The organism is Streptomyces sp. SudanB5_2050, assembly GCF_964272335.1.
GTDB lineage: Bacteria > Actinomycetota > Actinomycetes > Streptomycetales > Streptomycetaceae > Streptomyces > Streptomyces rochei.
The window spans coordinates 4871026-4892636 of sequence record NZ_OZ186760.1 but is presented as its reverse complement, the minus strand read 5'-3'; the positions used below and the strand labels follow the sequence as shown (position 1 = coordinate 4892636).

General features: G+C 71.7%; 20 protein-coding genes. 4 read left to right on the top strand and 16 right to left on the bottom strand.

From position 1 onward, the window contains the following. Positions 1-105 precede the first annotated feature (105 nt). Positions 106-474, bottom strand: coding sequence for a hypothetical protein (locus ACFZP7_RS21945; RefSeq protein WP_019330092.1), 369 nt, complete (start codon positions 472-474; stop codon positions 106-108). A 138-nt stretch (positions 475-612) separates the two neighbouring features. Then, entirely contained in the window at positions 613-1782 is a 1170-nt protein-coding gene (locus ACFZP7_RS21940; RefSeq protein WP_019330091.1) for an adenosine deaminase, read from the bottom strand. Positions 1783-1935: 153 nt separating this feature from the next. Between ACFZP7_RS21940 and ACFZP7_RS21935 the strand changes: the two genes are divergently transcribed. Then, on the top strand, positions 1936-2697 hold the full coding sequence (locus ACFZP7_RS21935) for a hypothetical protein (protein ID WP_031022137.1): 762 nt from the start codon (positions 1936-1938) through the stop codon (positions 2695-2697). A 9-nt stretch (positions 2698-2706) separates the two neighbouring features. Here the strand turns inward: ACFZP7_RS21935 and ACFZP7_RS21930 are convergent, their stop codons facing one another. Then, positions 2707-3660 (bottom strand): LysR family transcriptional regulator, encoded by a 954-nt coding sequence (locus ACFZP7_RS21930; protein WP_019330089.1) that lies wholly within the window; start codon positions 3658-3660, stop codon positions 2707-2709. Positions 3661-3723: 63 nt separating this feature from the next. On the opposite strand from ACFZP7_RS21930, the gene ACFZP7_RS21925 reads away from it, so the two are divergent. Both ACFZP7_RS21925 and ACFZP7_RS21920 read left to right on the top strand, forming a co-directional pair. Continuing rightward, complete coding sequence (locus ACFZP7_RS21925) at positions 3724-5025, top strand: MFS transporter (protein ID WP_030978642.1); 1302 nt, start codon at positions 3724-3726, stop codon at positions 5023-5025. 143 nt (positions 5026-5168) lie between these two features. Further along, positions 5169-6182 (top strand): sigma-70 family RNA polymerase sigma factor, encoded by a 1014-nt coding sequence (locus ACFZP7_RS21920; protein ID WP_019330087.1) that lies wholly within the window; start codon positions 5169-5171, stop codon positions 6180-6182. On the opposite strand, the gene ACFZP7_RS21915 is transcribed toward ACFZP7_RS21920, so the two are convergent. Continuing rightward, a complete protein-coding gene (locus tag ACFZP7_RS21915) occupies positions 6066-6452 on the bottom strand; it encodes an STAS domain-containing protein (protein ID WP_125536324.1) in 387 nt (128 codons plus the stop codon). The genes ACFZP7_RS21920 and ACFZP7_RS21915 overlap by 117 nt on opposite strands. Before the next feature lie 126 nt (positions 6453-6578). Between ACFZP7_RS21915 and ACFZP7_RS21910 the strand changes: the two genes are divergently transcribed. Next, positions 6579-7499: an AEC family transporter gene (locus ACFZP7_RS21910; RefSeq protein ID WP_019330086.1), complete on the top strand. Its 921-nt coding sequence runs from the start codon at positions 6579-6581 to the stop codon at positions 7497-7499. 1 nt (position 7500) lies between these two features. On the opposite strand, the gene ACFZP7_RS21905 is transcribed toward ACFZP7_RS21910, so the two are convergent. The 12 genes from ACFZP7_RS21905 to ACFZP7_RS21850 all read right to left on the bottom strand — a co-directional run bounded on the left by ACFZP7_RS21905 (position 7501) and on the right by ACFZP7_RS21850 (position 21585). Beyond that, positions 7501-8106 carry a Uma2 family endonuclease gene (locus ACFZP7_RS21905; protein WP_385635324.1) on the bottom strand — a complete coding sequence of 202 codons (606 nt, stop codon included), beginning with the start codon at positions 8104-8106 and terminating at the stop codon, positions 7501-7503. Positions 8107-8180: 74 nt separating this feature from the next. Continuing rightward, positions 8181-9458 (bottom strand): thymidine phosphorylase, encoded by a 1278-nt coding sequence (locus ACFZP7_RS21900; protein WP_029394399.1) that lies wholly within the window; start codon positions 9456-9458, stop codon positions 8181-8183. A 35-nt stretch (positions 9459-9493) separates the two neighbouring features. Next, positions 9494-9886 (bottom strand): cytidine deaminase, encoded by a 393-nt coding sequence (locus ACFZP7_RS21895; protein WP_019330083.1) that lies wholly within the window; start codon positions 9884-9886, stop codon positions 9494-9496. Continuing rightward, on the bottom strand, positions 9883-11148 hold the full coding sequence (locus tag ACFZP7_RS21890; protein WP_019330082.1) for an ABC transporter permease: 1266 nt from the start codon (positions 11146-11148) through the stop codon (positions 9883-9885). The genes ACFZP7_RS21895 and ACFZP7_RS21890 overlap by 4 nt, the downstream gene beginning before the upstream one ends. Continuing rightward, positions 11145-12269, bottom strand: a complete 1125-nt coding sequence (locus tag ACFZP7_RS21885; RefSeq protein ID WP_385635322.1) for an ABC transporter permease — start codon at positions 12267-12269, stop codon at positions 11145-11147. Before ACFZP7_RS21885 ends, ACFZP7_RS21890 begins: the two co-directional genes overlap by 4 nt. After that, entirely contained in the window at positions 12269-13828 is a 1560-nt protein-coding gene (locus ACFZP7_RS21880; protein ID WP_019330080.1) for an ABC transporter ATP-binding protein, read from the bottom strand. The genes ACFZP7_RS21885 and ACFZP7_RS21880 overlap by 1 nt, the downstream gene beginning before the upstream one ends. Before the next feature lie 225 nt (positions 13829-14053). Beyond that, positions 14054-15100, bottom strand: a complete 1047-nt coding sequence (locus ACFZP7_RS21875; RefSeq protein WP_031022146.1) for a BMP family protein — start codon at positions 15098-15100, stop codon at positions 14054-14056. A gap of 262 nt (positions 15101-15362) precedes the next feature. Continuing rightward, the gene (locus tag ACFZP7_RS21870) at positions 15363-16415 is read right to left on the bottom strand and encodes a BMP family protein (RefSeq protein WP_210903323.1); all 1053 of its coding nucleotides are present in this window, start codon (positions 16413-16415) and stop codon (positions 15363-15365) included. 261 nt (positions 16416-16676) lie between these two features. Next, positions 16677-17921, bottom strand: a complete 1245-nt coding sequence (locus ACFZP7_RS21865; RefSeq protein ID WP_019330077.1) for a M20 family metallopeptidase — start codon at positions 17919-17921, stop codon at positions 16677-16679. A 305-nt stretch (positions 17922-18226) separates the two neighbouring features. Further along, on the bottom strand, positions 18227-19294 hold the full coding sequence (locus ACFZP7_RS21860; protein ID WP_385635320.1) for a hypothetical protein: 1068 nt from the start codon (positions 19292-19294) through the stop codon (positions 18227-18229). A gap of 52 nt (positions 19295-19346) precedes the next feature. After that, complete coding sequence (locus ACFZP7_RS21855) at positions 19347-20285, bottom strand: N-acetylneuraminate synthase family protein (RefSeq protein WP_019330075.1); 939 nt, start codon at positions 20283-20285, stop codon at positions 19347-19349. A gap of 13 nt (positions 20286-20298) precedes the next feature. Continuing rightward, positions 20299-21585 (bottom strand): N-acylneuraminate cytidylyltransferase, encoded by a 1287-nt coding sequence (locus ACFZP7_RS21850; protein ID WP_136236084.1) that lies wholly within the window; start codon positions 21583-21585, stop codon positions 20299-20301. Between the last annotated feature and the right edge of the window lie 26 nt (positions 21586-21611).

Genomic DNA, 21611 nt, shown 5'->3' with positions numbered 1-21611 from the left:
GTGCCGGGCGGTGACGCGTCCGAGGGACGCACCGCCCTCCGGCACGCCGAAGGGGCGCACCCGGCGACACCGGGTGCGCCCCTTCCGGCGCGTCTGGGGAGGAGGTCAGCCGCCGATCGGGAGGCCGTTGACCGGCAGGCCCTGGGTGGGCAGGCCCTTCGCCGGCAGGCCGCCGAGCAGTCCGGCGACCGGCTTGGTCGGGCCCTCGGAGATCTGCTCGTTGAGCACCTGCTCGACGACCGGCTGAGCGGCGGTCAGACCCGTGGTGGAGACGTGCCGGCCCTGCTCCACCAGGTTTCCGGCGCCGGGCGCCACCTGGGAGACGGTCTCCGCGGGCAGCGTCCGGGCGACGGAGTCCACCGTCTGGGCGGTGTCCGGGAGCGCCGGGGCCGCGGTGGCCGCGCCCGCACCGGCGGCGGCGAAGGCGGCGCCGAGGGCGGCGACGCCGAGGGTCTTGGCAGCAGACTGCTTCATGAAATGCGTCCTCGAATGGGATGACGGGGATCTGAGCGGTCCTTGACCGTAAACACGCATCACCCTCCGCGGCAAACATCGAAATGCGGACGGATTGTGAACGCCGACCCCCGCATCCGTATTACCGTCTCCTTCCGATCAGCCCGCACCACCGGAGAAACCGCTGGTGGAAGCCGTCTGCTGGAACAGCCATTCGGACTTCAACTCGGCATATCCGGGCTTGATGACGTCATTGATCATGGCCAGTCGTTCATCGAAAGGAATGAACGCTGATTTCATCGCATTGACGGAGAACCACTGCATGTCGTCGAGCGTGTAACCGAACGCGTCGACCAGGTGCTCGAATTCCCGGCTCATGCTGGTGTGCGACATCAGCCGGTTGTCCGTGTTCACCGTGGCACGGAAGTGCAGCCGGCGCAGCAGGCCGATCGGGTGCTCGGCGTACGAGTCGGCCGCCCCGGTCTGGAGGTTGGAACTGGGGCACAGCTCCAGGGGGATGCGCTTGTCCCGGACGTACGAGGCGAGCCGGCCCAGCTCGACCGAGCCGTCCTCGTGGACCTGGATGTCGTCGATGATCCGCACGCCGTGCCCCAGCCGGTCGGCGCCGCACCACTGGAGCGCCTGCCAGATGGACGGCAGGCCGAACGCCTCGCCGGCGTGGATGGTGAAGTGGTTGTTCTCGCGCTTGAGGTACTCGAAGGCGTCCAGGTGCCGGGTGGGCGGGTAACCGGCCTCGGCGCCCGCGATGTCGAAGCCGACCACGCCGAGGTCGCGGTAGCGGTTGGCGAGTTCGGCGATCTCCAGGGCGCGGGCCGCGTGCCGCATGGCGGTGAGCAGGGCGCCGACGCGGATGCGGTGACCGGCGGCCCGGGCCCGCCGCTCGCCTTCCCGGAAGCCCTCGTTGACGGCCTCGACGACCTCCTCGAGGGTGAGCCCGCCCTCCAGGTGCTGCTCGGGGGCGTAGCGCACCTCGGCGTAGACGACGCCGTCCTCGGCGAGGTCCTCGGCGCACTCGGCGGCGACCCGGACCAGGGCGTCGCGGGTCTGCATGACGCCGACGGTGTGGGAGAAGGTCTCGAGGTACCGCTCCAGCGACCCGGAGTCGGCGGCCTGGCGGAACCAGGTGCCGAGCCGGTCCGGGTCGGTCTCCGGGAGCTTCGAGTAGCCCGTGGCACGGGCGAGTTCGACGACCGTGCCGGGGCGCAGCCCGCCGTCGAGGTGATCGTGCAGCAGAACCTTCGGCGCCCGGCGGATGTGGTCCGGCGTCGGCGTCCTCGCGCTGGTCTTCGCGGTGCTCTGGCTCGTCATTTCCGCACTCTAACTCCTACGCGCGTAGAGCACCGGGTGAACGGCCGGCCGCGGTGAACGCGCCGCAGGGGCCGCGCTTTACGGACCGGCCGATATGTAACGGTGACTGCGATGACGGGTGGCGTACACCCGGTCTTCTGAGAATGTTCTGCCATGGCACAGCAAGCGACGCCGGTCCGTCGGGCCCGGCTGGGGCGAACGCTCGGTCCGGAGGGGACGGCGGTGAGCGGCGTGGTGCTGCTGCTCCCCGCCGGTGACGAGGTGTCCAGCCGCAGACCGTCCGCGCTGCTGGCGGCGGCCTCCGTGCGGGCGCTCGGGCGCCGGCTCGCACGCGCGGGACGGGAGGAGGGCCTGGCCGCCCACGTCGTGCACTACCGCTACCGGGGCTGGAACGGCGCGGAGGCCCATCTCGCCCGCGACGCCGACTGGGCCGCCGACGAGGCCGTACGCCGCTACGGCGACGTGCCCGTGTGCCTGGCCGGCATCGGCATGGGCGGCCGGGCGGCGCTGCGCGCGGGCGGGCACGACGCCGTCAACTCGGTGCTGGCGATCGCCCCCTGGCTGCCCGACGAGGACGTGGCCGCGCCGCCCGAACCGGTGAAGCAGCTCGCCGGGCGGCAGGTGCTGATCGTGCACGGCACCAACGACGAACGCAGCGACCCCGAGCTGTCGTTCCGGCTGGCCTCCCGGGCGAAGAAGGCGAACCGCGCGGTGTGCCGGTTCGAGGTGCACTCCGACGGGCACGGGCTGCGCCACTACCGGGAGGAAGTCGCGGCGCTGGCCGAGGACTTCGTGATGGGCGCCCTGTTCGGCCGGCACTTCTCGCGGCCGGTGGAGGACGCCCTGGCCGCTCCCCCGCCGCTGGGTCTGCGGATGCCGCTCGCGGTGGGCTTCGGGAAGTCGTTACGGCGCTAGCCACCGCGGTCAGTCCGGCAGCAGGTGACCCCTCCTGGACAGCAGGAACCTCTTGAACGCCGCCACCGGCGGGGTGTCCGTGCGCCCCGCGAGCCAGGCCACGCCGATCTCCCGGGCCGCGCGCGGCGCCGTGACCGTCAGTTCCACCACGCCGGGGCGGGGCACGGCGGGCGGCGGCAGGAGGGCGACGCCGAGGCCGGCGGCGACCAGGCCCCGCAGGGTCTCGGCCTCCTCCCCCTCGAAGGCAACCCGGGGGCGGAAACCGGCCTCCTTGCACAGGGCATCGGTGATGCGGCGCAGTCCGTAGCCCGGCTCCAGGGTCACGAAGTTCTCGTCGGCGGCCTCGGCGAGGCGGATGCGCCGCCGGCCGGCCAGCGGATGGTCGGCGGGGACGACCAGGCGCAGCTTCTGCTCGTCCAGGCGGCGGGCGACCAGGTCGGGGGCGTCCGGGACGGGCGAGGTCAGGCAGAGGTCGAGTTCGCCGGCGCGCAGGCGCTCCAGCATGGCCTCGCCGTAGTTCTGGACGAGGCTGAAGCGGACCCGGGGGTGGTCGGCGCGGAAGGCGTGCAGCAGGCCGGGGACGGTCTCGGCGCCCATGGTGTGCAGGAAGCCGAAGGCCACCTTGCCGGTGGCCGGGTCGGCGTCCGCGCGGACCTCCTCGGCGGCCCGCTCGACCTCGGCGAGGGCGCGTTCCACGGAGCCGAGGAAGGTGCGCCCGGCGACGGTGAGCGCGAGGGTGCGGCCGCGGCGGACGAACAGGTCGACGCCCAGGTCCGCTTCGAGCCGGACCAGGGCCCGGGAGAGCGTCGACTGGGGGACGTTCATCTCCTGCGCGGCCCGGGTGACGTGCTCGGTCCGGGCCACGCCCGCGAAGTGCGCGAGGCGGGGCGCGAGCAGCGTGACGATGTCTTCCGTGTCACCGGACGGTGACAGACGCCCCTGTGAGCTTTGCTGATGCACCATGGGAACGATTATGACCATTCCATGCATTGGACGGATGAGTCGCGGGCTCCGTACGGTCACGGTATGACTCCCGCCGATACCGGGGCGTCCACCACCGTGGGCGCCGCCGTTTCCGTCTCCGCACCCGACGTCCCCGGCACACCCGACGTCCCCGACTCGCGCATGGCCCCGGGCGGCCCCGGCTACCGCCGGATGAGTCTCGCCCTCTTCCTCGCGGGCGTCGCGACCTTCGCGCTGCTCTACTCCACCCAGGCGCTGCTGCCGCTGATCTCCGGCGACATGGGCGTCACGGCGAGCGACGCGAGCTGGACGGTGGCCGCCGCGACCGGTGGTCTGGCGGTGTTCGTGCTGCCGATGAGCGCGCTGTCGGAGCGGTTCGGACGGCGTACGGTCATGACGGCCTCGCTCGCGGTCGCGGTGACCGTCGGGCTGCTGGTCCCCTTCGCCCCGTCGCTGCCGGCGCTGGTCGCGCTGCGCGCGGTGCAGGGCGCGGCGCTGGCGGGGCTGCCCGCCTCGGCGCAGGCCTACCTCGCGGAGGAGGTCACCCCGCGGGCGCTGGTCACGGCGATCGGTCTGTTCGTCGCGGGCAACAGCGTCGGCGGGATGAGCGGCCGGGTGATCACCGGCTGGGTCGCCCAGGAGTGGGGCTGGCGGGTCGCCGTCGGCGTGATCGGCGTGGTGGCGGTGGCGTGCGCGGTCGCCTTCCGGATGCTGCTGCCGGCGCCGAGGCACTTCACTCCGGGCTCGCTGCGTCCGGGGGTGCTGGCCCGCACGGTCCGCGACCACCTCGCCGACCCGCTGCTGCGCCGCCTGTACGCGATCGGCGCGCTGTTCATGACGGTGTTCGGCGGCGTCTACACGGTGATCGGCTACCGGCTGACGGAGGCGCCGTTCTCGCTGCCGCAGGGCGTCATCGGCTCGATCTTCCTGGTCTACCTGGTGGGCACGGTCTCGGCGTCCACCGCGGGCCGACTGGTGGGCCGCCTCGGCCGGCGCGGGGCGCTGTACCTGGGCGGCGGCACCACGGCGGCGGGCCTGCTGCTGTCGCTGGCCCCGTCCCTGCCGCTGGTCCTGCTGGGTCTGGTGCTGATCACGGCGGGCTTCTTCGCCGGGCACGCGGTGGCCTCCTCGGCGGTGAGCCGGACGGCCACGCACGGCCGGGCGCAGGCCTCCGCGCTGTACCAGTCCGCCTACTACATCGGCTCCAGCGCGGGCAGCACGGTCGGCGCGGTGGCCTTCCACTCGGGCGGCTGGGCCGGGACGGTCGGCGTGGGACTGCTGGCGGTGGTGGGCGTCGTGGCGATCACGGTGGCCGGCTCGCTGGCGGCGCGGCGCACGGGCGGGGGCGTGCCGGCGCGGGCCTGAGGGCACCGGGAACGCCGACCGGCACACCTCTTCGACCTGCGCGTTTCCCGACTCCACAGGCCATTGTCAGTCCCCTGCGGTAGCTTCCGAAGTGCGAGGCGCGAAGACGCGCACGACGGGACGGCCACAGGGGTGGGTGGACGATGACCAACGGCACCATGACGACGGAGCTGGATGCCGCGCTGGAGAAGCACCGGGTCGAGCTGACGGGGTACTGCTACCGGATGCTCGGCTCCTCCTTCGAGGCGGAGGACGCGGTGCAGGACACCCTGGTCCGCGCCTGGCGGAGCTACGAGAAGTTCGAGGGCCGCTCCAGCCTCCGCTCCTGGCTCTACCGCATCGCGACCAATGTCTGCCTGGACATGCTGACGGCGGGCAACAAGCGGGCCCGCCCGATGGACCTGACGGAGGCCACACCGCTGGCCCAGGCCGCCCTGTCCCCCCGCCCGGACCACACCTGGCTGGAGCCCATGCCGGACGCCCGTGTGCTGCCCTCGACCGCCGATCCGGCCGAGGCCGCGGTCGCCAAGGAGTCGGTGCGGCTCGCCTTCATGGCCGCGCTCCAGCAGCTGCCGCCCAAGCAGCGGGCGGTGCTGATCCTGCGCGAGGTGCTGGCGTGGCGGGCGAGCGAGGTCGCCGAGCTGCTCGGCACCACGGTCGCCTCGGTCAACAGCGCCCTGCAGCGCGCCCGCGCGACCCTCGCCGAGCGGGCGGAGCGCGGAGACGAGGCGGCGGTCTCGGACCCGTTGGACGAGGAGCAGCAGAAGCTCCTGGAGCGCTATGTCGCGGCCTTCGAGGGCTACGACATGACGGCGCTGACGGCGCTGCTGCACGAGGACGCCATCATGACGATGCCGCCGTTCGACCTGTGGCTGGCCGGCCCGTCGGACATCACCGGCTTCATGACGACCCTCGGCGCCGCGTGCGCGAACTCCCGGCTGGTGCCGGTCAACGCCAACGGGCTGCCGGCCTTCGCGCACTACAAGCCGGACCCGGAGGCCGGCGGTTACGCGCCGTGGGCCGTGCAGGTGCTGGAGATCTCAGACGGCCGCATCACCGGGTTCCACTGCTTCCTCGACACCAAGCGGTGGTTCCCGCTGTTCGACCTGCCGCTCCGTCTCGAAGCGGAGACCGACGAGGTCGAGAAGGGCGTGTAGCGCGGGGTCGGGGTCGCGCAGCCGGATGCGGCCCCCGGCCCGCCGGGCGGTGAGCTGCAGGCGGGCCAGCAGGTCGACGACGGCGAGCCCCGGCGGTCCCAGCCCGCCGACGTCGCAGACGACCACCCCGGCCCGGGTGCTTTCCATCAGCGCGCGCACCTCGTCGCAGAGCCGGGGTGTCTCCCCTCGGGAGACGGGCCCCGGCAGCACGAGTACGGCGGGTGTCACGGCGTCCACGTGCGGTAGACCCGGGGCGGTCCGGGAATTCATCGGTGCCCGCCATCAGAGATCACATTGACGTGCGCACTCCCTCCCCCGGAGGGTTTGCTGTATGCCCCACGCATCCTCTCCCCCCGCCGCGCCGTCCCCGCTCCGTCCGCTCGGCGGGGAGGTGCCGTGCAGGGGGTGCTGACCGGCTTCGCGGTGATCGCGGTCGTCATCGCCGTGGGGTACGTGCTGGGGGTGCGGGGCCACCTGGGCCCCCAGGGACGCGAGGTCCTGACCAAGCTCGCCTTCCACGTGGCCTCCCCCGCCCTGCTGTTCACCACCCTGGCGACGGCCGACCTGTCGGTGGTCTTCTCCAGCCGTCTGCTGGTCACGGCACTGTCCACGGCCGCGGTGGCCGGGGTCTTCGTCGCGGTGGGTGTCGCACGGCGCTGGGGCGCGGGCCGCACCACGATCGGCGCGCTCTGCTCCGGCTACGTCAACTCCGGCAACCTCGGCATCCCGATCGCCGTGTACGTCCTGGGGGACGCCTCGCTGGTGGCGCCGGTGCTGCTGTTCCAGCTGGTGCTGGTCACACCGGTGGCGGTGACGATCCTGGACCTGTCGGGAGGAGGCGGGAAGGGCCCGCTGTGGCGGCGGCTGTTGACGCCGGTGCGCAATCCGATAGCCGTCGGCTCGCTGGCGGGCGTCGCGGTGGCGGCGAGCGGGCTGCGCGTGCCGGCGCCGGTGATGGACCCGTTGACCCTGATCGGCAACATGTCGGTCCCGGCGGTCCTGCTGGCCTTCGGCATCGGCCTGTGCGGCTCCACGATGCCGCTGCGGGGCGTGGAACGGCGGCCCGTGCTGCTGGCGGTGGCGCTGAAGACGGTGGGGCAGCCGGCGGTGGCCTGGGCGCTGGCGGCGGGGGTCTTCGGACTGCGGGGCGCCCAACTCCTCGACGTGGTGGTGACGTCGGCGCTTCCGGCGGCGCAGAACCTGTACACGTACGCGTCGACGTACGGGGTGGGCGAGCGGCTGGCCCGGGACGCGATCCTGGTGTCGACGGTGGTCTCGGTGCCGGTGCTGGTGGGGGTGGCGGCGGTGTTGGGGTGAGTCAGCCTCCAGGGAACTCACAGGTGTGCAGCGTGCACCGGAAGGGAGCCGGCAACACGACCTGATCGCCTGCTTCCCCGGCGTACAGGACCCGATAGGTCTCGCCGTCGGGTTCGCCGTAGAGCGTGACCGTCGGGCCGCCCGGCGCCAGGCTGTCGATCAGGAGGTACAACGGGACGCCTGCCTGGGCGTAGCCCGCGAGCTTGTGGATCCGGTCGTTGGTCGCCGTGGCCGCGGAGACGATTTCCCCGACGAGTTCGGCCTTGGATGCGAGGATCAGCTGCTCGTCTCCCGCGCGCAGCAACGCCTCCGGCAGCAACGCCTCCGGCACCACAGCCAGGTCCGGCTCGAAGAGACCGAGTCGACCGGGCACGGCGAGCGGGAGACGCTGGTAGACGCCCCAGTCCTCCGGGACGACGTCGTAGAGGCGCCGTTGGACGCGTCCGGCAACGCCGTTGTGCGCGACGGATGAGAGGGGTGTGACCGTGATGAGGCCTTCGACGATCTCCACCTTGCAGCCCCTGGGGGCCTCTGTCCGACGCCAGACCCAGACGGTCTCGTCCCACACGTTGTCGGCCAGGACGTAGTCACCCTCGCATTCCCGCATCCGGACAGTGAACATGCCGAACGGGACCGGTGGAGGTCCACCGGTCCCGTTCACCCGATCGAGGAAACCCCTGGTCAGGCGATACGTTCCCGCACCACCGGCGAGGCGGTGAAGTCCGTGCCCGCCGGAGCGACGTCGTAGGAACCCTCCACCGCCGCGAGCGCGTACGCGAAGCGGTCCGGGGTGTCGGTGTGGAGGGTCAGGAGGGGCTGGCCCTCGGTGACCGTGTCGCCGGGCTTGGCGTGGAGTTCGACGCCCGCGGCGGCCTGCACCGGGTCCTCCTTGCGGGCGCGGCCCGCGCCCAGGCGCCAGGCGGCGACGCCGATGTCGTAGGCGTCGAGGCGGGTCAGGACGCCGGAGGCGCCCGCCTTGACGACGTGCTGCTCCTTCGACGTGGGCAGCGGGGCGTCCGGGTCGCCGCCCTGGGCCGCGATCATGCGGCGCCAGACGTCCATCGCGGAGCCGTCGGCGAGGGCCTTCGCCGGGTCGGCGTCGGGCAGGCCCGCCGCGTCCAGCATTTCGCGGGCCAGGGCGAGGGTCAGCTCGACCACGTCGGACGGGCCGCCGCCGGCCAGGACCTCGACCGACTCGCGGACCTCCAGGGCGTTGCCCGCGGTGAGACCGAGGGGGGTGGACATGTCCGTGAGGAGCGCGACCGTCTTCACGCCGTGGTCGGTGCCGAGGCCGACCATCGTGGAGGCCAGCTCGCGGGCGTCCTCGATGGTCTTCATGAAGGCGCCCGAGCCCACCTTCACGTCCAGCACCAGGGAGCCGGTGCCCTCCGCGATCTTCTTGGACATGATGGAGGAGGCGATCAGCGGGATCGCCTCGACCGTGCCGGTGACGTCCCGCAGGGCGTACAGCTTCTTGTCGGCGGGGGCCAGGCCGTCACCGGCCGCGCAGATCACCGCGCCCACCCCGTCCAGGACGTTCAGCATCTCCTCGTTGGAGAGGAGGGCGCGCCAGCCGGGGATCGACTCCAGCTTGTCCAGGGTGCCGCCGGTGTGGCCGAGGCCGCGGCCGGAGAGCTGCGGGACGGCCGCGCCGCACGCCGCCACCAGGGGCGCCAGCGGCAGGGTGATCTTGTCGCCGACGCCGCCCGTGGAGTGCTTGTCGGCGGTCGGGCGGGACAGGGACGAGAAGTCCATGCGCTCGCCGGAGGCGATCATCGCGGCGGTCCAGCGGGCGATCTCGCCGCGGTTCATGCCGTTGAGCAGGATCGCCATCGCGAGCGAGGACATCTGCTCGTCGGCCACCGCGCCGCGCGTGTAGGCGTCGATGACCCAGTCGATCTGCTCGTCGCTGAGTTCGCCGCGGTCACGCTTGGTGCGGATGACGGAGATGACGTCCATGGCCATACCTGGCTTTCCTTACGGGGTGCGGGGGGTTACTTGGTGAGGTGGTCGGGGCCGAAGGCCTGCGGGAGCATCCGGGACAACGGGAGGATCCCCTCCGGCGTCTCCAGCAGCAGCTCCGGGCCGCCGAACTCGTACAGCAGCTGCCGGCAGCGGCCGCACGGGACGAGGACCGCCCCGTGGCCGTCGACGCAGACGAAGTGCGTCAGCCGGCCGCCGCCGGTCAGCTGGAGCTGGGAGACGAGCCCGCACTCGGCGCACAGGCCGATGCCGTAGCTGGCGTTCTCGACGTTGCAGCCGGTGACGGTGCGCCCGTCGTCGACCAGGGCGGCGGCGCCGACGGCGTACCCGGAGTACGGGGCGTAGGCCCGGGCCATCGCCTCGCGGGCCGCGGTGCGCAGCGCGCCCCAGTCGACGTCCGTCACTTGCCCTGTCCCTTCCGGTACTGCATGCCGTTCGCCTTCGGCATCCGCAACCGCTGGGCGGACAGCGCGAGGACGACGAGGGTGACGACGTACGGCGTGGCGGAGACGACCTGGTTGGGGACGTCGTCGGTGCCGGCGTACCAGGCGAAGACCAGGGCGCCGACGAGGGCCGTGATCGCGGCCTTGACGTACTTCTTGCGGATCGCCAGCCAGATGGCGCCGGCGATCAGCAGCAGCGCGCCGAGCAGCAGCAGGGCGTGCACGTTGGCGGAGCCGCCGCGCAGGTTGAGGCTGTCGGTGTAGCCGAAGAGGCCGGCGCCGACGGCGAGGCCGCCCGGCATCCAGTTGCCGAAGATCATGGCCGCGAGGCCGATGTAGCCGCGGCCGCTGGTCTGGCCCTCCAGGTAGAAGGGGTTGGCCACGATGGAGAGGAAGACGCCGCCGAGGCCGGCCAGGCCGCCGGAGATGATCACGGCGAGGTACTTGTACTTGTAGACGTTGACGCCGAGGGACTCGGCGGCGACCGGGTTCTCGCCGCAGGAGCGCAGGCGGAGGCCGAACGGGGTGCGCCACAGGATGTACCAGCTGGCCGGGATCAGCGCGACGGCGATCAGGGTCAGCCAGGACACGTGGGTGACCAGGCCGCCGAGCAGGCCCGCGATGTCGGAGACGAAGAACCAGTGCTGGTCGTTGAGGCTCTTCAGGCCGTCGGAGAGGCCCGGCACCGAGAAGTGGCCCAGCGAGTCGACCGGCGGGGACTGCTTGGCGGAGCCGCCCTGGTGGCCCTCGAAGGCGAGCGGGGCCAGGTAGCGGGTAGCGCCGAGGGCGAGGATGTTGATGGCCACGCCGGAGACGATGTGGTTGACGTTGAAGGTGATCGTCACGATGGCGTGCAGCAGGCCGCCGAGGCAGCCGCCGACGATGCCGACCAGGACGCCGGTCCACGGGCCCCACTGGAAGCCGGCCCAGGCACCGAACCAGGTGCCGAGGATCATCATGCCCTCGAGGCCGATGTTGACGACGCCCGCGCGCTCGGCCCACAGACCGCCGAGACCGGCGAGACCGATCGGCACGGCGAGCTGCAGCGCCGTGGACATCTGGCTGACGTTGGTGATGCCGTTGGCGCCGGTGATCAGGCGGACGATGGAGGTCAGTGCCAGGGCACCGGCGATGATCAGCAGCAGGACGGGCAGCGAGATCCGGCGGCCGGCCGGGGCCCCGTGCTCCAGCGTGGGCTGGTTGAGGTCGGTTGCGGTGGTCATCGGCCAGCCACCTCCTTCTTGGTGTTGTCGGTGGCGCCGAGGACGTGACCGGCGGCCAGCTCCGCGCCGACGCGGCGCTGCTGGCGGCGCAGGCCCCACTCGCGGACGGCCTCGTAGGAGACGACGACCGAGAGGACGATCAGGCCCTGCATGATGACCGCGATCTCCTTGTCGTAGCCGTGGAAGTCCAGCTCGGGGCTGGCCTTGTCGAGCCAGGCCCACAGCAGGGCGGCGAAGGCGATGCCGACGGGGCTGTTGCGGCCGAGCAGGGCGATGCCGATGCCGAGGAAGCCGATGCCGGTGGGGAAGTTGAGGCTGTAGGTGTGGGTGTCGCCGAGGAGGATCGGCAGGCCCGCGAGACCGGCGAGGCCGCCGGAGATCAGCATGGCGGTCAGGACCATGCGCTTGGGGTCGACACCGCTGGCCGCGGCGGCCGACTCGGAGGCGCCGGAGGCGCGCAGGTCGAAGCCGAAGCGGGTGCGGTTGAGGACGACCCAGTAGCCGATGCCGAGAAGGACGGCGAGGATGACCAGTCCGTAGATCTCGCCGGCGGCCCCCATGTCGATGCCGGGGATCCAGCCGGACTCGTGCATCTCACCGGTGGTGTTGTTGTTGCCGATCTTGACGCCGAAGACGTCGGGCAGCCACAGGTAGCCGATGACGGAGGTCGCGATGGCGTTCAGCATGATCGTCGCGACGACCTCGCTGACGCCCCGGGTGACCTTGAGGACGCCGGCGATGCCGGACCAGAAGGCGCCGGTGAGGACGGCGGTCAGCAGGAGCAGCGGGATCTGGAGGAAGGCGGGGAGGTTCGCGTGGGCGCCGACGATCGCGGCCATCATGGCGGCGAACTGGTACTGGCCGTCGACACCGATGTTGAACAGGTTCATCCGGAAGCCGATGGCCACCGCCAGGGCCGCGATGTAGTACATCGACGCCTGGTTGATGATCAGGACCTGGATGTCGGAGAACCCGGCCTGCTCGAACATCAGGGCGAACGGTTCGACCGGGTTCTTGCCCGAGGCGATCAGGACGATCGCGCTGAGCACGAAGGCCACGGCGAGCGCGATGACCGGTCCGGCCACCGCGAGGAGCACGCGCTCCTTGTCGAACTTCTTCATCAGCGGGCCTCGTCTTCCGCGCCCGGGCCGCCGTCGGCCGGGGTCTCTTCGTGTTCGAGGTGTCCGGAGGCGGCGCCGGTCATCGCCGAGCCCAGCTCCTCGGGGGTGATGGTGGCCGGGTCGGCGTCCGCGACCAGCTTGCCGTCGTAGATCACGCGGAGGGTGTCGGACAGGCCGATCAGCTCGTCCAGGTCGGCGGAGATCAGGAGGACGGCCAGGCCCTCGCGGCGGGCCTCGCGGATGTGGTCCCAGATCGCGGCCTGCGCGCCGACGTCCACACCGCGGGTGGGGTGGGCGGCGATGAGGAAGCGCGGCTTGTGGCTCATCTCGCGGCCGACGATCAGCTTCTGCTGGTTGCCGCCGGACAGGGAGGCGGCGGTGACGTCGATGCCGGGGGTGCGGACGTCGTACGTCTCGACGATGCGGCGGGTGTCCTCCTGGGAGCCCTTCGGGTCCAGCCAGACGCCCTTGCTGTTGGGCTTCTCGGTGACGTGGCCGAGAATGCGGTTCTCCCAGAGGGGTGCCTCCAGGAGCAGTCCGTGGCGGTGGCGGTCCTCGGGGATGTAGCCGACACCCTGCTCGCGGCGCTTGCGGGTGGGCAGCGCGGTGATGTCCTCGTCGAGGAAGCGGATGGTGCCGGAGTCGGCGTGGCGCAGACCGATGAGCGCGTCGACCAGCTCGGTCTGGCCGTTGCCCTCGACGCCGGCGATGCCCAGCACCTCGCCGGCGTGGATGGTGAAGGAGATGTCGTCGAGGAGCGCCTTGCCGCCGGGGGCCGCCAGTCGCAGCTTGTCGACGGAGAGGACGGCGCGGTCGGTGACCGTGGACTCGGCGGTCTCCGGGGTGGGCAGCTCGCTGCCGACCATCAGCTCGGCGAGCTGGCGCGGGGTGGTCTCGGACGGGACGGCGGTGCCGACCGTGGTGCCGCGCCGGATGACGGTGATGTCGTCGGCGACGGAGAGGACCTCGCCCAGCTTGTGGGAGATGAAGATGACGGACAGGCCCTCGGCCTTCAGCTCGCGCAGGTTGTCGAAGAGGGCGTCGACCTCCTGCGGGACCAGGACGGCGGTGGGCTCGTCGAGGATCAGCGTGCGGGCGCCGCGGTAGAGGACCTTGAGGATCTCCACGCGCTGGCGGGCGGCGACGCCCAACTCCTCGACCAGGCGGTCGGGCTCGACGCCGAGGCCGTAGCGCTCGGAGATCTCCTTGATCCGGCGGCGGGCCTTGGCGCCGATGCCGTACAGCTTCTCGCTGCCGAGGACCACGTTCTCCAGGACCGTGAGGTTGTCGGCGAGCATGAAGTGCTGGTGGACCATGCCGATGCCGCGCACGATGGCGTCGGCGGGCGAGGAGAAGCTCACCTCCTCGCCGTCGATCGTGATCGTGCCCTCGTCCGGCTTCTGCATGCCGTAGAGGATCTTCATCAGGGTCGACTTGCCGGCGCCGTTCTCGCCGACGAGGGCGTGGACGGTGCCCTTGCGGACGGTGAGGTGGATGTCGTGGTTGGCCACGACACCGGGGAACCGCTTGGTGATCCCGGCGAGCTCGACGGCGGTCACCGATTCGTTGACCGCCGCTTTGGCCGGAGGGCTGCTGGACGCGTTGATGGCGCACTCTCCTGGGGACGGGGGCCGTCTACGCGCGTAGCGCCCCTACGGCATCTAAAAGCGGCGGCGGCACATCGACACGACGGGGTACGGGGAGGGGCCTGGGGGCGCCCTCCCCGTACCCCGTCGAGCGGTGCGACCACCGCGGTTACACGCTGTTCGAGGTACTGCTGGTGATCAGCTGCTCTTGACCTTGATCTCGCCGCTGACGATCTTCTCCTTGGCCGTCTTGATGGCTTCCTGGAGTTCGGCGTTGTCCGCGAACTTCGGGTTGGAGTTCGAGAGGCCGACCTCGCCGGACTTCAGATCGCCCCGAACGATACCGGTCTCGGGCTTGCCGTCCTCGACCGACTTCGCCAGGTTGTAGACCGCCTTGGCGACGTCCTTGGTGGCCGAAGTCAGGATCCAGTCCTTGTACTTCGCGAGGGCTTCCTGCTTGTACTGGTCGGAGTCGACGCCGATCGCCCACACCTTGTTGGCGGCGGCGGCCTCGATGACGCCCTGACCGGAGAGACCGGCGGCCGCGTAGACGACGTCGGCCTTCTTCTCGATCTGGCCCTCGGCGGCGGTCTTGCCCTTGTCGGGGCTGGAGAAGCCGCCCTCCTCCGCGGTCTGCGTCAGGTACTGCGAGACGACCTTGACCTTGGGGTTGGTGTCCTTGACGCCCTGCTCGTAGCCGGCCTGGAACTTGTGGATCAGCGGGATGTCCACGCCGCCCACGAAGCCGACCGTGTTGGTCTTGGTGCTCTTGGCCGCGGCGACACCGGCGAGGTAGGAGGCCTGCTCCTCGTTGAAGACGAGGTCGGCCACGTTCTTCGCCTCGATCGTGGCGTCGTCCACGATGCCGAAGGTGGTGTCCGGGTACTTCTCGGCGGCGCTCTTCAGCGCGGCGGCGTACGCGTAGCCGACGCCGACGACCGGGTTGTAGCCCTGCTTGGCCAGCGAGACCAGGCGCTGCTCCTTGTCGGCGTCGGTCTCGCCGTCGGTGGGCTCGACGTCGGCGGTCTCGTAGCCGAACTCCTTCTTCGCCTGCTCCAGGCCCGCGTACGCGGCGTCGTTGAAGGACTGGTCGCCCTTGCCGCCGACGTCGTAGGCGATGGCGAGACCCTTGTCGCCCTTGGACTCCGACCCGGAGGAGGTCGAGGTGCCGCCGCAGGCGGAGAGGGCGAGGGCCAGGGAGGCGGTCGCTGCGCCTGCGACCGTGATCCGGGAAATCCGGCGCATGTCTGGTGCTCCTGTCGTACAAGCGCCGGGGACGGTTCGGCTACGGCGCTGGCTTCGCCGCAGATTAACGCGCGTAGACCTGCCTGAAAACCCCTTCTGTCCTTCTTGTTATCCGCCCGTGAGCAAGGGGGCGCGGACGGGGGCCGGAGGCTTGCCGGATGCAAACGGGGGGTGGCGGAGGGTGACGCCGGCACGCGGAAGCGGGCGGGCGCCCCGAGGACGCCCGCCCGCTTCCGGTGGTTCCGCGCACCGCCGTGCGGGGCTACTCCGTCCGGACCTTGATGGAGCCGGAGATGATGCCCTCCTTGGCCTTGGCCACGGCGTCCGTCAGGCCCGGGACCTCGGCGTACTTCGGGTTGGCGTCCGACAGGCCCACGCCGTCCGACTTCAGGTCGAAGGTCTGGACACCGCTCAGCGGCTTGCCGTCCTCGACCGACTTCGCCAGCGCGTACACCGCGCCGTCGATGTCCTTCAGGGCGGAGGTCAGGATGTAGTCCTTGTACGCCGCCAGGGCTTCCTGCTCGTACTGGTCGGAGTCGACGCCGATCGCCCAGACCTTCGCCTTGGCGGCGGCCTCGATGACGCCCTGGCCGGAGAGGCCGGCGGCCTGGTAGACGACGTCGGCCTTCTTCTCGATCTGGCCCTCGGCGGCGGCGCGGCCCTTGTCCGGGCTGGAGAAGCCGCCCTCCTCGGCGGTCTGCGTCAGGTACTGCGAGACGACCTTGACCTTGGGGTTGGTGTCCTTGACGCCCTGCTCGTAGCCGGCCTCGAACTTGTGGATCAGCGGGACGTCGACACCGCCGACGAAACCGACCACGTCGGTCTTGGTGGCCTTGGCCGCGGCCACGCCCGCGAGGTAGGACGCCTCGTTCTCGGCGAAGACGAGGGACGCGACGTTCTTGCCCTCGACCACGGAGTCCACGATGCCGAAGGTGGTGTCCGGGTACTTCTCGGCGATGGCCTTCATGGCGGGCCCGTAGGCGAAGCCGACGCCGATGACCGGGTTGTAGCCCTGCTTCGCGAGCGAGGCGAGGCGCTGCTCCTTGTCGGCGTCGGTCTCGCCCTCGGTGGGCTCGATGTCGGCGGTCTTGTAGCCGAACTCCTTCTGGGCCCGCTCCAGGCCCGCGTAGGCGGCGTCGTTGAAGGACTGGTCGCCCTTGCCGCCGATGTCGTAGGCGATGGCGAGGCCCTTGTCGTCCTTGCCGCCCTCGTCACCGCTGTTGCTTTCGCTGCTGGTGCCGCCGCAGGCCGTGGCGGCGAGTGCGAGCGACGCGACCCCCACCGCGACGCGGGTCAGTCTCGATATCCGACGCATCTGAAGTTCCCCATTCTCCAAAGCCCCGCAGCGGGTGCTCGGTTCGGCGCACATTAACGCGCGTAGAAACTCCTGGGAACGGGGTTCCGCAGCGCCGTTATCCATTCGTGCCGCTGGCCGGTTACGGCCCTGTGAACGACCGGAACGAACGGGAGCGAACGGTGTGTCCGGGCATGCCGCGCGAGCTCGTGCGCTTGTGCATCAGGCTGCCCCCGGCCCGACGGGGCCGCAACCCGGGCGGGCCGGGGGCGCCGCCGCCGGTCACTGCACGGCGTCGATCAGCGCCGCCGCGGTGAACATCTCCACGCCGACGGTGATGGCGTGCTCGTCCACGTCGAAGTCGCCCTGGTGCAGGTCGCGGATGACGCGCTCGCCGGGCGGGCGGACGCCGAGGCGGGCCATGGCGCCGGGCACGTGCTCCAGGTACCAGGAGAAGTCCTCGCCGCCGAGGCTCTGCTCGGTGCTCTCCACGGAGTCCGTGCCGCGCCGGGCGACCATGGCGGCCTGGAGCAGCTCGGTGCTGGTGACCTCGTTGACGACCGGGGGCACACCGCGGACGTAGGTGATCTCGGACTTGGCGCGGTAGAGGTTGGCGATCTCGTCGATGGCGCCGACCACCAGGTCGGGGGCCTGGCGCCAGGCGTCGAGGTCGAGGCAGCGCACGGTGCCGGCGAGTTCGGCGTGCTGCGGGATGACGTTCGGGGCGTGGCCGGACTCGATCCGTCCCCAGGTCAGGGCGAGGCCGCTGCGGCTGTCCACGCGCCGGGCGACGAGCGGGGGCACGTCGGTGACGACCCGGGCGGCGGCTGTGACGAGGTCGGTGGTGAGATGCGGGCGGGCGGTGTGGCCGCCGGGGCCGTCGAGGGAGATCTCCAGCCGGTCGCAGGCGGAGGTGATGGGGCCGACCCTGAGGCCGATCCTGCCGGCGTCCACCCGGGGGTCGCAGTGCACCGCGAGGATGCGGCGCACCCCGTCGAGCGCGCCGCCCTCGATGGCGTCGGCGGCGCCGCCGGGCAGCACCTCCTCGGCCGGCTGGAAGACCAGGCGCACGGGCCGGGGCAGCAGGCCCTGCTCGTGCAGCGCGGCGAGCACCAGCCCGGTGCCGAGGACGACGGTGGTGTGCACGTCGTGGCCGCAGGCGTGGGCGCGGTCGGGCACGCGCGAGCGGTACGCGCACTCGCTCTTGGTGTCCGGGATGGGCAGGGCGTCGATGTCGGCCCGCAGGGCGAGCATGCGGGGGCCGCCGGTCCACCGGCCCGACTCGGTGTTGGTGCCGATGTCGCAGACGAGCCCGGTCCCGACGGGGAGCACCCGCGGCTTGAGACCGGCCCGCTCGAGCCGTTCCTTGATCGCGGCGGTGGTGCGGAACTCCTGGTTGCCCAGCTCGGGGTGCATGTGCAGGTCACGGCGGAAGGCGACCAGCTCGGCGCGGAGCGCCTCCGGCAGGGTGCCGGGCAGCACCGCTTCCCCGGACGGGTCGGCCTCGGTCTCTCGGGACAGGGACATCAGTTGCTTCACCCTCTGAAGGGTAGGACGCCGGGGCGGTCAACTGTCCCACGATCAACAAAAGTTCAGCCCGTCAGGGGAAGAAAAGTTGGCCGCACGGCGCATGGCTCTCAACGGGGGTGGGTACACTCACCCGTCTTTTGGCCTCGGCACCCGGTTCCGTCTTTCCTGTTCACTTGCTTCCTTCACGCATACCACGGTACGGCCGGACCACGCCGGGGCTGTCCGCGTGACGTGCCGGGAAGCGTCCCCGGTGGCCCGGCCGGGACCGGCTACCCGGCGGGTGCCTCCGCCGACAGGCGGTGCTACCCGGCGGGTGCCACCGCCGACAGGCGGTGCACGTCGCGGGCCGAGCCCGTCACGCCGTTCAGGAAGCCGCGGGCCCGGGGGGAGGCGTGCTGGGTGAGCCAGGCGGGGTCGATGTCGCAGACGGCGACGCGGACCTCGGTGCCGGCCAGGGCGAGCGGGAGGGTGTGGACGACCGTGGAGGGGAAGCTGAGGACGGTGCGGCCGATCGGGCCGCGGCGGGCGATCAGTTCCAGGGGGAGGTCGGGGCGGACGATCTCCAGGCCGGTCTCCACGGCCAGCCGGTGGAGCTTCTCGGCGCTCTCGCGGCGGTGGGCGAAGTAGCGGGCCGCGCCGTGGGCCCTCGCCAGGGCGCGTACGGCGTCCAGGTAGCGGTCGGCGTCCACGACACCGGTCTCCACCAGCGACGTGCCGACCATGTCGGCGCCCTTGGTGATGCGGGGCGGGCCGAAGCGGGCGCGGGTCCAGGCGAAGTCGTTGGCGGTGACGGTGACGCCGTCGGGGATGTCCTCGATCGGCATCGAGGAGAAGACGGAGACCTGGCGGTCGGGGGTCGGGGTCAGGCGGTGGCGGGCGGAGCGGGAGACGGGGGCGAAGAGCAGGTCGCGGGGGCCGGGGCGGCTGCCCTTGCGGTGCCAGCGGACCAGGCGCTCGCCGTGCGCCAGTTGGGTGACGAACTCCATCGTGGCCGTGCCGTCGTCGACGACGACGAGGTCGTGGGCGCGGGTGATGGTCAGGAGCAGTTGGACGTAGCGGGAGAACGGGTCGCCCATGACGATCCGGTCGGCCTGGCGCAGCGCGGAGGCCAGGCCGCCCACCGTGCGGAAGGGGGCGGTGGCACCGCCGCGCGCCTCCTCCCAGCGGATCTCGTGCCCTTCCCGCCGGGCCAGTTCCGCCATCCGGCGGAGCTGGCCCCGGGTCATGGGATCGACCGGGGACAGGACCACGAGGGTGAGCTCCGCGCCGGGTGCGCGGGTGTGCGCCCACTCCAGCACGTTCAGCAGTTGTACCGGGCTCTCGACGAAGGCGAGAGTGCGGGGGCCGGCGTTCCCGGCGCGGGGGCTCATCGGTGTGGGACCGTCCCGTGGTGAGGGCGTGGTGGGGTGTCGGGCCGGGTGGTCAGACGGTGACCGGCTCGCCCGCGGCGGCGGCGATCTCGGCCTCGGCGACGACACCGGGGACGCGGCGCAGCTTCTTCATCGGGCCCAGCTCGGAGTCGTAGACCTTCTTGACGCCGTCGCCGAGGGACGCCTCGATGGTGCGGATGTCGCGGACCAGGCGGGTCAGGCCCTGCGGCTCGACGGAGGCGGCCTGGTCGGAGCCCCACATGGCGCGGTCGAGGGTGATGTGGCGCTCGACGAAGGTGGCGCCGAGGGCGACGGCGGCGAGCGTGGTCTGCAGGCCGGTCTCGTGGCCGGAGTAGCCGATCGGGACGTTCGGGTACTCCTGCTGGAGGGTGTTGATGACGCGCAGGTTCAGCTCCTCGGCCTGCGCCGGGTAGGTCGAGGTGGCGTGGCACATGAGGATGTTGTCGCTGCCCAGGACCTCGACCGCGTGGCGGATCTGCTTCGGGGTGGACATGCCGGTGGAGAGGATGATCGTGCGGCCGGTGGCGCGCAGGGCGCGCAGCAGCTCGTCGTCGGTGAGCGAGGCGGAGGCGACCTTGTGGGCGGGGACGTCGAACTTCTCCAGGAAGGCGACGGCCTCGGTGTCCCACGGGGAGGCGAACCAGTCGATGTTCTTCGACTTGCAGTACTCGTCGATCTGCCGGTACTCGTCCTCGCCGAACTCCACGCGGTGGCGGTAGTCGATGTACGTCATCCGGCCCCACGGGGTGTCGCGCTCGATGTCCCACTGGTCGCGCGGGGTGCAGATCTCCGGGGTGCGCTTCTGGAACTTGACGGCGTCGCAGCCGGCCTCGGCGGCCACGTCGATCAGCTTGAAGGCGTTCTCGAGGTCGCCGTTGTGGTTGATGCCGATCTCGCCGGTGATGTAGACGGGGCGGCCGGGGCCGGCCTCGCGCGTACCGAAGGTGCGGATGCGGGAGTTGGTGCTCATGGCGGGGATTTCCTTACTCGGGCTGGGTGATCGTGGGGGATTCGAGGGAGACGGGTACGTCGGGGAAGTCGGGTACGTCGAGTGAGGGGCCGAGGATCCAGCTCGCGATCTCCCGGATGGCGCCGTCACCGCCGGGGACGGTGGTGACCGCGCGGGCCGCGCCGCGTACGACGTCGTGGGCACTGGCGACCGCCACGGGCCAGCCGACGAGGGCGAAGCACGGGAGGTCGTTGACGTCGTTGCCGACGTAGAGCACGCGTTCGGGCGCGATGCCCTGTTCCTCGCACCACTGCTTGAGGGCGAGGTCCTTGCGGTCGATGCCGTGCAGCACGGGGAGCTTGAGCTTGCGTGCGCGGGCGGCGACGACCGGGTTCTGTTCCGTGGACAGGATGAGCATCGTCAGGCCGCTGCGGCGCAGCGCGGCGATGCCGAGTCCGTCGCCGCGGTGCACGGAGACGAACTCCCGTCCCTCGGAGTCGATCAGCACCCGGTCGTCGGTCTGGGTGCCGTCGAAGTCGAGGACCACGGCGTCGATGTCGGCCGCGGTCGGCAGGGCGCCGGGCCGGGCGGCGTCGAAGAGGGGCGCCAGGGCGCGGGCGCGGGCCAGGTCGTGCGGGTCGTCGATCTCCAGGACGCGGGCCGGGTCGGTGCGGACCAGTTCGGTGCGGCCGAAGAAGCGGTGCCGGTGCTCCCGGAAGCCGGCGGCGGCCATGGCGTAGGCGGCGCCGGTCTCCAGCAGGTCCTGGGGGCGGTCCTGGCGGCGGGGGCGGTGGGACTTGTCGTGGTTGACGCCGTGACCGCCCGCCTCCGGGCCGTCCTCGTCGGCGCCGTCGCGCCAGACGAAGCCGTGGAACGGGGCGACGGTGACCGCGGTGTCGGCGCCGTTCTCGGCGACCGCCGCGGCCACCCCGTCGATGTCCTCGCGGACGATGAAAGGGCTGGTGCACTGCACGAGCAGCACCACGTCCACGGGGGCGCCGTGCAGGGCCTCGTGGGAGTCCATGGCGTGCAGGACGGCCGCCTCGGAGGTGGCGGTGTCGCCGGCGATGGCGGCGGGCCGCAGCACGACCTCGGCGCCGGCCTCGCGGGCGGCGGCGGCGATGGCCTGGTCGTCGGTGGAGACCACGACGTCGGTCACGAGACGGGCGGCCCGGCACTCGCGCACCGCGCGGGCCACCAGCGGGACACCGCCGACGGGGGCAAGGTTCTTCGCGGGCACGCCCTTGGAGCCGCCGCGCGCGGGGATCACCGCGAGCACGCGGCGCATCGCAGCGCCTCGGCCCGCTTCCGGGTGGGACATGGGGTCTGCTCCTTGGGCAGGGGACG

Excerpts from the sequence above, each read along its gene's own strand:
- ACFZP7_RS21890 (WP_019330082.1), bottom strand. The coding sequence starts at position 11,148 with ATGACCACCGCAACCGACCTCAACCAGCCCACGCTGGAGCACGGGGCC.
- ACFZP7_RS21940 (WP_019330091.1), bottom strand. The coding sequence starts at position 1,782 with ATGACGAGCCAGAGCACCGCGAAGACCAGCGCGAGGACGCCGACGCCG.
- ACFZP7_RS21875 (WP_031022146.1), bottom strand. The coding sequence starts at position 15,100 with ATGCGCCGGATTTCCCGGATCACGGTCGCAGGCGCAGCGACCGCCTCC.
- ACFZP7_RS21900 (WP_029394399.1), bottom strand. The coding sequence starts at position 9,458 with ATGGACGTCATCTCCGTCATCCGCACCAAGCGTGACCGCGGCGAACTC.
- ACFZP7_RS21920 (WP_019330087.1), top strand. The coding sequence starts at position 5,169 with ATGACCAACGGCACCATGACGACGGAGCTGGATGCCGCGCTGGAGAAG.
- ACFZP7_RS21865 (WP_019330077.1), bottom strand. The coding sequence starts at position 17,921 with ATGTCCCTGTCCCGAGAGACCGAGGCCGACCCGTCCGGGGAAGCGGTG.
- ACFZP7_RS21860 (WP_385635320.1), bottom strand. The coding sequence starts at position 19,294 with ATGAGCCCCCGCGCCGGGAACGCCGGCCCCCGCACTCTCGCCTTCGTC.
- ACFZP7_RS21945 (WP_019330092.1), bottom strand. The coding sequence starts at position 474 with ATGAAGCAGTCTGCTGCCAAGACCCTCGGCGTCGCCGCCCTCGGCGCC.
- ACFZP7_RS21930 (WP_019330089.1), bottom strand. The coding sequence starts at position 3,660 with ATGGTGCATCAGCAAAGCTCACAGGGGCGTCTGTCACCGTCCGGTGAC.
- ACFZP7_RS21850 (WP_136236084.1), bottom strand. The coding sequence starts at position 21,585 with ATGTCCCACCCGGAAGCGGGCCGAGGCGCTGCGATGCGCCGCGTGCTC.
- ACFZP7_RS21925 (WP_030978642.1), top strand. The coding sequence starts at position 3,724 with ATGACTCCCGCCGATACCGGGGCGTCCACCACCGTGGGCGCCGCCGTT.
- ACFZP7_RS21870 (WP_210903323.1), bottom strand. The coding sequence starts at position 16,415 with ATGCGTCGGATATCGAGACTGACCCGCGTCGCGGTGGGGGTCGCGTCG.
- ACFZP7_RS21905 (WP_385635324.1), bottom strand. The coding sequence starts at position 8,106 with ATGCGGGAATGCGAGGGTGACTACGTCCTGGCCGACAACGTGTGGGAC.
- ACFZP7_RS21855 (WP_019330075.1), bottom strand. The coding sequence starts at position 20,285 with ATGAGCACCAACTCCCGCATCCGCACCTTCGGTACGCGCGAGGCCGGC.
- ACFZP7_RS21885 (WP_385635322.1), bottom strand. The coding sequence starts at position 12,269 with ATGAAGAAGTTCGACAAGGAGCGCGTGCTCCTCGCGGTGGCCGGACCG.
- ACFZP7_RS21915 (WP_125536324.1), bottom strand. The coding sequence starts at position 6,452 with ATGAATTCCCGGACCGCCCCGGGTCTACCGCACGTGGACGCCGTGACA.
- ACFZP7_RS21935 (WP_031022137.1), top strand. The coding sequence starts at position 1,936 with ATGGCACAGCAAGCGACGCCGGTCCGTCGGGCCCGGCTGGGGCGAACG.